The organism is Niabella sp. ZPM-14 (assembly GCF_055693045.2).
In genome coordinates this window covers 1,598,006-1,611,688 of sequence record NZ_CM181148.1, presented here as the reverse complement: position 1 = coordinate 1,611,688, position 13,683 = coordinate 1,598,006, and the positions used below count along the sequence as shown (strand labels likewise).

Genomic DNA, 13,683 nt, shown 5'->3' with positions numbered 1-13,683 from the left:
AGAACGTTATATCAAAAAATGCGCATTTAGTCCTGGATTTACCGGGGTTTACGCATCTAAAACATTATTTTTTAAAATATGTTTAAAAGGTGTATAAATTAATGTCAGTGATCCATCCGGCAAAAACGAGGCCGAATGCAATCGTTTGCGTTAAACCGCTGCAAAGTTTCGTAGATAACGTCATTTTTTTGTCATGTAATTCACATTTCTGCGTTACTTTTGTGCAATTCACAATTTAGAAAAAGCTTATATGAATTGGTCCCAGTTTTTTACTTCGTCGATTGGAAAGAAGGTTATAATGGCGCTTACAGGGCTCTTCCTGATCGCCTTTTTGGTGGTGCACGTCGGCTTAAATGCTTGTATTTGGGCAAATGATGGCGGTGTAATGTTTAACAAGGCCGCTCATTTTATGGGAGCGAATTGGGTGCCACGTGTATTAGAGATCGGGTTGTTTGTGTTTTTCCTGCTGCACATTATCCAGGGGCTGGTGCTGGAAATTCAAAACCTGAGCAAAAGAAAAGTAAGGTATGCTGTAAAAATGGGCGAAACCGGCAGCAAATGGTACAGCCGCTCCATGGGTATTTTGGGGTCACTGATCTTAATTTTCCTGGTGATACATATCATCGATTTCTGGATCCCATCGCGTTTCGGTGGTTTGACAGAAACCATCATCGATGGTAAACCTTATCATAACCTGTATGCCGAAATGAAATATAAGTTTGCGGAATACGAATACCGTTACGTAATTGTAGCGATCTACGTGTTCGGTGTACTTTCGTTGTTCTGGCATTTAGTGCACGGCTTTCAAAGTGCGTTCCGTACCTTGGGCCTGACCAATCACAGGTACATCCGTTTAATGACGGGCCTGGGCTGGGCGTTTTCATTGATCGTATGCCTGGCATTCATCATGATGCCGATTAGCTTTTTAGCGGGTTGGCTGTCGTAGGCAGCGCCAGCGCTGTGTCGGCAGGACAATATCCGTAGGTCTTAAACATCAATACAAAGAGGCATTTGAGACGATACATCTCAAATATTAAATATCAAATCTGAAATCGAATTATGCTTGATTCAAAAATACCCGCAGGGAAACTCGAAGAAAAATGGAACGATTATAAAGGCCATTGTAAACTGGTCAATCCTGCTAATAAAAGAAAGCTGGAAGTAATTGTGGTGGGAACCGGATTAGCGGGCGCTTCTGCGGCGGCTTCTCTCGGGGAATTGGGATACCGGGTAAAAGCCTTTTGCTTTCAGGATTCTCCCCGTCGTGCGCATTCCATCGCCGCGCAGGGAGGTATTAATGCAGCTAAGAATTATCAAAATGACGGGGATTCTGTTTTCCGTCTTTTTTATGATACCATAAAAGGGGGTGACTATCGTGCGCGCGAAGCCAACGTGCATCGCCTGGCGGAAGTCAGTGTTAACATCATCGACCAGTGTGTGGCGCAAGGCGTTCCTTTCGCCCGTGAATATGGTGGTCTGCTGAACAACCGTTCTTTTGGGGGTACGCAGGTGAAAAGAACTTTCTATGCTGCGGGCCAAACCGGTCAGCAGCTGTTGATCGGTGCTTACCAGGCCCTCGAACGTCAGGTAGCCCTGGGCAACGTGCAGCAATACACGCGCCATGAGATGCTGGATATCGTTATGATCGACGGCAAGGCACGTGGTATCATTGCCCGCAACCTGATCACCGGTCAGTTAGAAAGATATTTCGGACACGCTGTGATACTGGCAACCGGTGGTTACGGAAACGTATTTTACCTGTCCACCAATGCTATGGGAAGCAACGTAACGGCCGCCTGGAAGGCGCACAAGAAAGGCGCTCATTTTGCGAACCCATGCTTCACACAGATTCACCCTACTTGTATCCCGGTTTCCGGCGATCACCAAAGTAAATTAACCCTGATGTCTGAATCATTGAGAAATGATGGCCGGATCTGGGTGCCAAAGAAAAAGGACGATAACCGTAAAGCGAATGATATCCCTGAAGATGAAAGGGATTATTACCTGGAAAGGAGATATCCTGCTTTCGGTAACCTCGTACCACGCGACGTGGCCAGCCGGGCCGCGAAAGAGCGTTGCGATGCCGGCTACGGGGTAGGAACGACCAAGCAAGCGGTTTATCTTGATTTCAAATACAATCTCATTAATAAATATGGTCGTGCTGAAGCCAGCAAGCAGGGTATCGAAAACCCCGATACCGAGACATTAGTACGGCTGGGTAAGGAAGTGGTGAAAGAAGAATATGGTAATCTTTTCGACATGTATGAAAAGATTACAGGTGAAAATCCTTACGAAGTGCCGATGCGGATTTATCCGGCGGTGCATTATACCATGGGTGGTATCTGGGTGGATTATGAATTGATGACGTCTGTAAAAGGACTTTATGCGCTGGGTGAATGTAACTTCAGTGACCACGGGGCCAATCGCCTGGGAGCATCAGCACTGATGCAGGGTCTGGCTGACGGATACTTTGTGATTCCTTACACCATTGGTAATTACCTGGCCGATGAAATCGCAGTAAAACCCATACCTACGACTGATAAGGCATTCGTGGAAGCGGAAGCAGCGGTTCATGCGCGCATCAACCAGTTGATGAATATCAAGGGCACGCAATCAGTGGAAAGCTTTCACAAGCGCCTGGGTAAAATCATGTGGGAGAAGTGCGGCATGGCGCGTAACGAGCAAGGATTGAAGGAAGCGATCGCCGAGATACAGGAGTTGAAAAGAGAGTTTTGGAAAAACGTGCGGATACCCGGTGGCATACACGAGATGAACCCTGAATTGGATAAAGCCAACCGCGTGGCGGATTTTATTGAGTTGGGAGAATTGATGTGTAAAGACGCGCTGGAGCGCAGAGAGAGCTGTGGCGGGCATTTCCGCGAAGAGAGCCAGACAGAAGAGGGTGAGGCGTTGAGGAACGATGAGGAGTTTATGTACGTATCTGCTTGGCAGTATAAAGGCGATAGTGATTGGGAGCTGCAGAAAGAGCCGTTGAATTATGAGATGATCCAACCCACTCAACGAAATTATAAATAACAGCCCATGAAGGTAGCCGGATTCTCCTTCGTAAGAAATGGCGTGAAGTACGGTTACCCGTTTCAACAGTCGATATTATCGGTATTGCCCCTGGTCGATATCTTTATTATCAACCTTGGAAATAGCGAAGACGGGACAAACCAGGTGATCGACGGTTTGCCCCAGGAAAAAATAAAAAAGATCTACAGCGTCTGGGATGATTCGTTAAAAACAGGCGGGAGGGTTCTCGCCGAAGAAACAAATAAAGCGCTCGATCAGGCGCCGGACGATGCAGATTGGCTCTTTTACATACAGGGCGATGAGGTGATCCACGAAAAGGATTATGACGAAATACGCCGCCAGATGCTTAAATACAAAAATGATAAAAGGGTGGATGGTCTGTTGTTTCGTTATTATCATTTTTATGGCAGCTACCGGTTTTTAGGTGATGGCAGAAGATGGTATCCGTTTGAGATCAGGATTATCCGCAATGACAAGCGCATCCGGTCTTATAAAGATGCACAAGGATTCAGATGGGATGATGGCCGGAAACTGAGCGTCAGGCTGATCAATGCTTACATCTATCATTACGGATGGGCACGCAATCCGGTGTTGATGCACCGGAAACAAAGCGCTTTCGGACGCTTATACGGCGATGAGTCGGGAAAAGAGACGGAAGCAGTACGGTTTGACTACAGCAAAATAGACTCTTTGGTAGCATTTGAAGGCACTCATCCTGCAGTCATGCACGATACGGTCGCCCTGGAGAACTGGGATATAGGAAGAGACGTGTCTAAAAAGAACTTTAAGAATTTCAAGCACAGGCTCTATTACTTTTTAGATAAGAAATTTGGCTGGAGGCCGTTTTCTTATAAAAATTATAAATTGATTCATTAATACAATATGGAACATTACAATATGAACCTCACCTTAAAGGTGTGGAAACAAAAAGACGCAAAAAGCAAAGGCAGCTTTGAAACATATAAAGTGAATAACATTTCTTCCGAAATGTCTTTTCTCGAAATGTTTGATGTGTTGAACGAGCAATTGATCCATGAGGGCAAAGAGCCTATTGCCTTCGATCATGATTGCCGCGAGGGGATCTGTGGCATGTGTTCTATGTATATCAACGGCCGTCCACACGGCCCATGGCATGGTACCACGACCTGCCAGTTACACATGCGGGCCTTCAAAGACGGCGATACGATCGTAGTTGAACCATGGCGCGCCAATGCTTTCCCGGTGGTGAAAGATCTGGTAACAGACCGCTCCGCTTTTGACCGGATCATCCAGGCAGGCGGATATATTTCTGTTAACACAGGTGTCACTGTTGATGGTAACGCTGTACCTATTAATAAAGACAATGCGGACAAAGCTTTTGCGGCGGCGGCATGCATTGGTTGCGGGGCCTGCGTTGCTGCTTGTAAAAATGCTTCTGCCTTGCTGTTCTTATCGGCTAAGACCTCACACCTGGCGCTGCTGCCTCAGGGACAAACAGAACGGAACAAGCGTGCGCTGGCTATGGTAGCGCAAATGGACAAAGAAGGTTTTGGTAGCTGTACCAATACAGGAGCTTGCGAAGCTGTTTGCCCGAAAGAAATCGAAATCACCAATATCGCACGCCTGAACCGCGACTACACCGCGGCTGGTCTCGCTGCTGATGTGAAAGAATAATTCGTAACGTATATTATATTTAAAAACCGCCATTCGAATGGCGGTTTTTTTTATGTGGCAAATGGAGACGATCGGTTATTTTTTAACCCACCTCTTGCTTGTTCGGCATCGCGTCGCCAATAGCCCTGAAGAACACTTCCGTTTCAAAAGGCTTGGGTATGATCGCAGCGAAATCAGCTTTGTCAAACTCCTGCCGGTTGCGCGTTACGTCCACCGCGGTCAAGGCGATAACCGGGGTTTCTATCTGAAGTTCTCTTATTTTTCGTGTGGTCTCAAAGCCGTTCATACCCGGCATCATAATATCCATCAGTATAACGTCAAAGGTTTTTTGCTTCAGCCTTTCGAGCGCATCAAATCCGTTCTCCACCGTTTCGCAATGGTATTTTTTAGACTCCAGCAATTTCTTGGTAACGAGCAGGTTCACTTTGTTATCATCCACCAAAAGAACGTCACCAGCATGCTGCATGTCGCCATTGGCGGGCATAGGAGGGACTTTGTACACTTTCTCAAACCAGATCGAAAACAGGAAGGAAGTGCCTTTCCCTTTTTCGCTCTTGACCTTTATTTCACTGCCGTGCAGAGAGAGGAAATGTTTAACCACATAAAGGCCAATGCCGCTCCCGCCGTATTTCTCTCTCATATTATCAGGTCCGTGCACAAACTTCTCAAAGATGATGTCAAAAAATTCCGGATCAATGCCGATGCCCGTGTCGGTTATGGTAAAGCCTACCAGTGCACCTTCAATCGTTTCCTTTGCTAAATGGACTTCCAGCGAGATGGTTCCTTTCGAAGTGTACTTATCCGCATTATTCAACAGGTTAATTAATATCTGGGAAATTTTGACGGAATCGATCTGCAACGGATCGGGGATTTTCGGGTCTACCGAACAGCGAAAGGTGTTAGTCGATGTCTTCAGGAATATTTGCGCTGTCTGTGCAATTTTTTTGATGAACGTTTTAAGCTGCATCGCATCCCGGTTCAAAGTAAGATCCTCTTTGTCTATGGTCCGCGTATCGGTAATGTTTTTAAGCAGCCGGTACAGGTAATTGCTTGAAAATTCCAGCAGTTCCAGGTTTTGCTGGAAACACTCTTTATCCGTTTCTGTTTTCAGGTTATGGGCAATCACCGCAATTCCATTGATAGGCGTAAAAAGTTCATGCGTCATCACATTCAGAAAATCGGTCTTGGCGGTGAGGGCTTCTTCACGTTGGGAGGCAGCCACTTCGAGCTCGTTATTTTTATGTTCGAGCTCCCTGTTGATCAGGTTGATTTTTTTAGCGTTTTTCTTTACATGGAATATAGTGAAAAGCAGGAAGACGACCAGTGCGCATATGAATGCAATAAAGATCTGACCCGCCTTGATCTGAGCCACCTTGAGCTTATTTTCAACAACTATCCGCTTCAAAGCCTCCTCCTTTAAGTCTAACCCTGATTGCAATCTTGAAGCACTGTTTTGCCGTTCTACTTCCCTGGATCGGAGAGAATCCATCGTGCTAAGCAGGGAAGTGCTTAAGCCGGCTATTTTTTTATGTTGATTCGTTTTTTGGAAAAAGGGCAGGACGGCCCTGTAGTAAGCATATTCGAAAGTGGAAGCTACTTTTTTACTTTTCTCAATGGCCAGCACAGAATCTGCGATTTCTAATACTTCCTGCGCCTTATGGTACGCTTCAAGAGCCGTGTAAGCCTCCAACTTAAACAGGTGCAGGTATTTTTCTCTCACATTTTTCTGCCGGCTTTTTTTGATCAGGTCAATTGCCACATCCGCATACAAGATCACATCGCTCCATGTACCCGTTCTGCTGGCATAATAGGCGAGGTCGTAGTTGATTTCAATCTTGTCGTCCGTCGTTCCATATTTTTGAAAAAGTTGGTAGGCTTTTAGGAGATAGTCATGACCCTTTTTGCTCGGAACGGGCTCCAGATAACAAAACAAATGATAGTTACGGGCCAGCTCGATTGGATCGTCAACGCGCGTGGAGATATCTTTTATTTTCGAAACATACAGTTTGATATGTTCCTCGTCCTTATTTATATTATAAAAGTGTACTTTAAGTCTGTACACCTTTAGCAAGTCTTTAGTTGATCCCGAGTCATTCGCGAGCTTTTCTGCCTTCGCAAGCGCTTTGAAGGCTGCACGCGGATTATTATGATATCGTCCGATATTTTGATGGGCTGAGTCTAAAAGGGTCTGGATGCTTTCAGATACCGGCGACTGCTGCGCTCTGGTGTGTAGGCCCGGCATCAGAAAAATAAATAGGGCAATCGCCCTGTAGTGAAGAATTTTTAAAACGTTCATTTAGCAATTGGGATTGTAGTTTGGTATATGTTATAAATTGAGTCATTCGAATAGGAGCTGCGCAACGCCTGGTGGCATTTGATAAAAAAGGCAGGTTCACTTATGTGAGTTAATTTTAAGTCTTAACCGTTGAACCTTACAGGGTCATCGCTTATGAATGCCTTTTAAAGTGAGGCTTTTATTATGGCGTCTATGGCCCCTGCGCAACCTCAATAGCATCAGGGCATGTAAAGCAGGCCTTACCTGTTTTCCTTGAAGTGGTATAAATAGGCTTTTACGCAGCGCTGTGACTAGACCGGATGTCAATATTGGTTTCGGCATGATCTGGTGTTTAGGGTCAAAAGAATGCACAAACATGCAAATTTTTTCTAAGATAAGGTATTTTTTCTTTTATTCATAGCCAATTTTCTGCGGCAGCATCGAAGGAGGGACATGAAGATTATAAAACAGAACGGTTCGCCGGCCCATCTCCATCATCGAAATTTCATGTAAATTTGCGCCCCTATGCAATTATCGAAAAATTTTGAACCCGCGTCAATTGAGCAGTTTTGGAGCGATCGCTGGAAAGAGAAAAAATATTTTGAAAGCAAACCGGACAACCGGCCGGCTTATACAGTGGTCATTCCGCCGCCAAATGTTACGGGCGTGTTGCATATGGGCCATACGCTCAACGAAACCGTTCAGGATATCCTGGTACGCCGTGCGCGTATGTCAGGCTATAATGCCTGTTGGGTGCCTGGCAGTGACCATGCGTCGATCGCTACCGAAGCTAAAGTGGTGGAAATGCTGCGCAACCAGGGCATTGACAAGAATACGCTGACACGCGAAGCGTTCTTAAAATATGCTTTTGAGTGGAAGGATAAGTATGGCGGCATTATCTACAACCAGATCGAACGTTTAGGCTGTAGTGTAGACTGGAGCCGGGTTACGTTTACCATGGATGATCATTACTACGAAGCGGTGATCAAAGTGTTTGTGGACCTTCACAAAAAGGGACTGATCTATCGCGGCGCGCGCATGATCAATTGGGATCCGGTGGCTAAGACCGCGTTAAGCGATGAAGAAGTGGAGTATCGCGAGGTGCAGAGCAAGCTGTACTATGTGCAATACGCATTGGATAAAACATCCTTATCTTCTTTGGAAGAGCCGGCGGTGAAGTATTGGAGTTTAAAAGAATTGACAGCGGCGGCCAAAAAAGTGATCAGCGATTTCCTTCAGAAAATTAAGTCGGACAATTCCAATAGTATCGAAAAAACGGTGTTAGGAAATGTAACGCCTGAGGGCGCCGCTTTTTTGTCAGAACTCACCGGCACTGAAATCACAGAGCAATATGTGCATGCTATAGACCGCAGCAGTTTTAACCATGTGATCAACAATCATGGGAATGATGATATTGAGGAGAAGAGAGAACAAATAGCCATTACAGAAAAGGACTTCCAGTTAATAGTAGACGTCTTAAATCAGCCGGACGAGATCATTGCATCAGGTTTGAATAACCAACAAAAAGAAACGATCACTTACAGCAAAAAATTTGACGACGGGGTTATAATTTATCTCGAAGAGATAAGAACGGGGAGAAAGGAGCTGATGTTGCAAACGATGAGAAAAATGAAAGGGAAGACTGGTTTAGAATCTTCCCTTACAAGCAGGCGAGCTATGCCTTCCGCCGAAGCAGAATCCTTCTCTCACACGTCCGAAACGACTCCTGCTGATGCAAAATTACCAAAAATTATCGATTTCAGTATTCTGGCCGATGGCAATGATACAGCAACAACAGATTACATAACGATCGCTACCACGCGCCCCGAAACGATTTTAGGCGATACGGCTATTTGCGTGAATCCGAACGATGAGCGTTACCAGCACCTGAAAGGGGCGTATGCTTTCGTGCCGCTGATCAACCGCCGGATCCCCATCATTTTTGATGAATACGTGGATACGGAGTTCGGTACAGGGGCGCTGAAAATCACGCCTGCCCATGATATCAATGATTATAACATCGGGTTAAAATACAATCTTGAAGTCATCGATACTTTAAACGATGATGGTACATTGAGCGAAGCAGCCCAGTTATATGTTGGTGAAGACAGGTTCGACGTGCGCAAAAAAATAGCTACGGATCTGCAGGCTTCCGGAAACCTGGTGAAGACGGAAGATATCACCAATAAGAACGGTTTCTCCCAAAGAAGCAATGCGGTAGTAGAACCCAAGATCTCTACGCAATGGTTCCTGAAAATGCAGGAACTGGCAGCGCCCGCACTAAAAGCGGTGGTGGATGGTGACATTAAGATTCACCCCGGAGACCGTTTCTTGGCTACGTACAAACACTGGCTGGAAAATGTAAAAGACTGGTGCATCAGCCGTCAGCTTTGGTGGGGGCAGCAGATACCGGCCTGGTACACGCCTGATGGTACCTGCCTGGTAGGCGCGACAAAAGAAGAAGCGTTTAAGCAGTTGCCTACCGATCAAGGAAAATGGACAATGGACGATCTTACACAGGATCACGATGTGCTCGATACCTGGTTTTCGTCATGGCTTTGGCCCTCGCAAGTGTTTAAGGGTATTACAGATCCGGGCAACGAAGAATTGAAATATTATTACCCCACGTCGGTATTGGTGACCGGGCAGGACATTATCTTTTTCTGGGTGGCCCGAATGGTGATGGCTGGTTTGGAGTACGAAAAGGAAATCCCCTTCAAAGACGTATATTTTACCGGGATGGTACGCGACAAGCTCGGCCGCAAAATGTCTAAATCTTTAGGCAACTCTCCCGACTTATTGGAGCTTATAGACAAGTATGGAGCAGATGCGGTACGCTTTGGTATTATGATTGCGGCGCCCGCGGGCAACGATTTGTTATTTGATGAAGCTTCTTTAGAGCAAGGCCGCAACTTTAATAACAAAATCTGGAATGCGCTGAAGCTGGTGAAAATGTGGGAAGAGAATCCGAATGGCGTTGACGCATCTGATGAAAATGATTTCGCCGCAACGGGCTTTGCTGCACAATGGATGCGCAACAGGATCGATGAAGTCAAAATCGAAGTCAATAAGCTGTTTGATGAATTTAAATTAAGCGAAGCACTTAAAACCATTTACTCATTGATCTGGGATGATTTCTGTAGCTGGTACCTGGAATGGCAAAAGCCGCCAATGGGTGTGGCCACAGTGAATGCGAAGTTGAAAGCCACCATCGGTTTCTTCGAAGAGCTTTTGCAGATGCTGCATCCCTACATGCCGTTTATTACGGAAGAGATCTATCATCAGCTGCGCCAGCAGGAGGACGATCTATCTGTTAAACAGTTTAAAGCTGCCGGAACCGTGGATGCGACCGTTATTGCGCAGGGTGAAATCCTGAAGAAGACCATCAGCGCTGTGCGCGACGCACGGGTAAAAAATGGCATCAAGAACAAAGAATCCATCAAGCTTCATATACAAACTGACCAGCAGGAAGATTATCGACCATTGTTCGATATTTTACAGCGCCAGATCAACGCCGAACATATTTCGTTCACCAATAACCCGGTTGAAAAATGCGTCAATGTACTGGTCGAAAAAGATAAGCTTTACATTGAAACACAAACGGAGTTAGACACATCTGCACAGAAAGAACAGTTGCAGAAAGACCTTGATTACCTGGAAGGGTTCCTGGCGTCGGTAGAAAAAAAGTTGGGCAATGAGCGGTTTGTTCAAAATGCCAAACCAGAAGTGGTAGACATCGAAAGAAAGAAAAAAGCAGACGCCGAAGAAAAGATCAAAGCGTTGAAAGAGGCTATGGCTGCATTGTAATATTCCCCCAACCTCACGGGTTCGCAAACCTGTGAGGTTGGGTTTACCTCGGTATCAGGCTGCCCGGTAAGACGAATTCAAAGAATAATCTCCGGTTACTTTGTGGAAGCGGGTTCAGCAGCGTACCGGTCCGGAATCCGAATGTCAACGGATGCTGATTCCACCATTTTGTATCCAGGTAGATCTCAACGCCGGTGCTTTGAAGTGTATTTCGCTGTTTGCCCATTCGATTAAATACCTGGCTATAGTCATAAAACAGGTTCGCTCTCACGCGTTGCAGGTAAAAGATATTGGCAAAGCCCCAGTCAGGGTATACCAATGAAAAATGATAATTGGCGCGTGCGGTGTAAGCGCCGGCTGAGTCACGCCCGGCATAGCCCCTGGCATAAGCAATGCGATTGCCAAATACCCTTTGATCACTTCCCGAATATTGAACCGCTCCATTTAATACCAGGCTTTGTGCCCGTTGGATACCTGGCAAATAAACGTTCATGCCAGCGTAACCCTGCCAGCTATTATAAAGGTTTAACGCGTGCCTGAATTGCCAGTTCGTGCTGTATCCCCATCGCGGAAAAATGTCCTGCACCGTTGCTTGCACCTGTTGAGACCAACTGATGCCATGGGCCAGGTAGCTGAACTTCAACTCACGAAACGCTTGCGGATCGTTGCCCCGGTTAAAGTCACTGCGATAATAATAATTGCTCCCGATATTAAAAGCTTTGTAGGTCCGGTTGCCCGCCCAGCTCAGCGGGATATTGACGCCTACATAATTGTTCCACTCGTTCCATCTCCTCAGCTTGCCCGATACGGTGCCCCGACGGTCAAAGGTGTAGGCCGACCCGATCGTAAGATAGGGAAACAACCCTGAATAGGTAAACGAGCCTCCGGCCGTATGCGTCTTATCACTTTCGTTGTATAGATAATAAAGCTCGGTTTGTGTCGTGTTCAAAATGTTGTTGCCGTAAACCGTGAAGCTGAATTCAGGATCGTTATAGTTGGGTCGCCAGCTGTGGAAATTGACAGGCCGCGTCAATTTCGGGTAGCGCTTCGATGGCGGCAGCTCTTCCGCGGTGCCTGTCACCGGTGCAACTTGAAACGTATCAGACATCATTCCTGATCCTGAAGCTGTGAAAAGATCTTCTGAGACCGGCTGCCATCGGATGTTTGCGGTATCCGCTTGTTTCAGCTGATAGCCATCGGCTGTAAACTCGCTCCAGGAAAGCTTTCCAAATCCGCTGTTTGCCTGGTAGCTGCCCACGCCGGGTGTGGGCGTAGTAAAAAGTTGCCCGGTGTTACGGTTATAATAAAAAAGTTCATCTTTTAACCCGCGCGATGCGGTGAAATAAATGGCGTCCTCCGTGGGATCAATGGTGCCGATGATCATCGGAGAGGGAGGTGTGATATTGACGATCTGCCCGCTGTTCAGATCAATACGTGCAATGGAAGTGGTTGCATTTTTATTCCTGAGCACACAGATTACCTCATGCGGCCCGATCATTTTCGGGTTTGAAAAATAAGTTACCTGCTTGTCCCCTATCTCTTTGACCGTTTGGCTATTCTGAGCGTCCAATACAACAAGACTGGAAGTCCCGTCTTCAGCCACTTTATTGGCCACTACCCATTTGCCGTCTGCCGAAATATCAGGCGAAAACATACGTGTGCGGGAAGTCAACCTGCGTTGCGCGCCGGTGGCGACATCCAGCACTTTGATCACGCTGTAGCTTTTCCATCTCCATCGCGGATGCGATTCATAGGCGGCATATACAATTTTTCCGTTGCGATAGCCATATTGCTCGTCAATGCTGATGTCCCGGATTCTGATCAATTGTTCCTCATTGCCTTTTTTTATGTAAAAGGCAGGTCGCTTTTTATAAGAAGACTTTTGGTAAACGAGTTCGTCAGGCGACACCTGGTAAGGAAAATAATAATTCGTTACTGTTTGGGTGTTCAGGGGATACACGCTGTTACTGTCCGCCGGAGCTTTCTTGTTTTCGATTCCGAACAGATCCTTGTAGTAGTTAAAGGCATTGTCGCGAAACGCAGGGTACGTAATGCCCGCATGTCTTTTGATGGCCCGTTGCCAGGGATAAAAAAGGCCTTTGTACGCACTGGCGTCTCTCGTTACTTTCCGCCAAAAATCATAACCATATTTTTCACTTCCATAATGGACCATCAGGTAGCCGAGGTCATAATGGTTCGGTACATAATCACGCAATGATCCGTTGCGCAGCTTCATCCACCGGTAATTTTTTCCGGCGCTCCATAGCGAAGGGTAAGCCTTCAGGAAAAAGGGTAAAGTGCCACGGCCGTGCGGAGAAAATAAGGTTTCGCTGTACACCGCATCACCCTCAAAAAACCAGTTGGGTACGGCCGAATTGATGGCCAGCGCATAACCTTCCTGGCCAAACAGTCTTTTCATGACAGCGCTCAGGCCGTGATCCAGGTTATTGAATTGCTGCACATGCCGGTATTCATGCACCGTCAATTGAGAAGGCCAGGACAGGCTGCTTGGGTCAAAATTATCAGCAGAGGGCGTGATGTAGAATTCGCTTCGGAATGGACCGAGCGATACATAACCGTTGGTCGTGACGGGCTGATTTTGTAAAACGATGTTGATCTTATTGATTTTGTTGCCGAGGCTGAGCCTGTTGTGGAGCGAAAGATTTTTTACGATGCCGGCTACCTGTCCGGCCACGGAATCCAACCCTTCCGGGAAGATCACCCTGGCTGTGTCGGAATCGATCTGCCGCCAGCGCGTTGAAAAGCGGTTCCCTCCAAACTGTTGCGCCTCTGCTTTTTCGAACAGGTTGAGAAAGATGATGATAGCGATTAAAAAGCGCAGCCTATTCATGAAAGGGTTCTGATTATAAATTGATAAGCAAGTGGTAGGAAGATGTTCTTTCTGCTGAAAG

7 protein-coding genes are annotated in these 13,683 nt (G+C 46.4%); 5 read left to right on the top strand and 2 right to left on the bottom strand.

Annotated elements, in window-relative coordinates; all coding sequences use genetic code 11:
- Positions 1–298: 298 nt before the first annotated feature.
- The 4 genes from ACU37H_RS06810 (at position 299) to ACU37H_RS06795 (ending at position 4,689) form a co-directional block, all read left to right on the top strand.
- The gene (locus ACU37H_RS06810; RefSeq protein WP_494407593.1) at positions 299–946 is read left to right on the top strand and encodes a succinate dehydrogenase cytochrome b subunit; all 648 of its coding nucleotides are present in this window, start codon (positions 299–301) and stop codon (positions 944–946) included.
- Between the two features lie 113 nt (positions 947–1,059).
- Positions 1,060–3,036, top strand: coding sequence for a fumarate reductase/succinate dehydrogenase flavoprotein subunit (locus ACU37H_RS06805; RefSeq protein ID WP_472702286.1), 1,977 nt, complete (start codon positions 1,060–1,062; stop codon positions 3,034–3,036).
- Between the two features lie 6 nt (positions 3,037–3,042).
- Positions 3,043–3,912 (top strand): glycosyltransferase family protein, encoded by an 870-nt coding sequence (locus ACU37H_RS06800; RefSeq protein ID WP_472702287.1) that lies wholly within the window; start codon positions 3,043–3,045, stop codon positions 3,910–3,912.
- Between the two features lie 6 nt (positions 3,913–3,918).
- Complete coding sequence (locus ACU37H_RS06795) at positions 3,919–4,689, top strand: succinate dehydrogenase/fumarate reductase iron-sulfur subunit (RefSeq protein WP_472702288.1); 771 nt, start codon at positions 3,919–3,921, stop codon at positions 4,687–4,689.
- An 82-nt stretch (positions 4,690–4,771) separates the two neighbouring features.
- Here ACU37H_RS06795 and ACU37H_RS06790 read toward each other — a convergent pair whose 3' ends face one another.
- On the bottom strand, positions 4,772–6,985 hold the full coding sequence (locus ACU37H_RS06790; RefSeq protein WP_472702289.1) for a hybrid sensor histidine kinase/response regulator: 2,214 nt from the start codon (positions 6,983–6,985) through the stop codon (positions 4,772–4,774).
- Between the two features lie 504 nt (positions 6,986–7,489).
- Between ACU37H_RS06790 and ACU37H_RS06785 the strand changes: the two genes are divergently transcribed.
- Positions 7,490–10,771, top strand: a complete 3,282-nt coding sequence (locus ACU37H_RS06785) for a valine--tRNA ligase (protein WP_472702291.1) — start codon at positions 7,490–7,492, stop codon at positions 10,769–10,771.
- Between the two features lie 43 nt (positions 10,772–10,814).
- On the opposite strand, the gene ACU37H_RS06780 is transcribed toward ACU37H_RS06785, so the two are convergent.
- Positions 10,815–13,622 (bottom strand): TolB family protein, encoded by a 2,808-nt coding sequence (locus ACU37H_RS06780; RefSeq protein ID WP_472702292.1) that lies wholly within the window; start codon positions 13,620–13,622, stop codon positions 10,815–10,817.
- Positions 13,623–13,683: the final 61 nt, after the last annotated feature.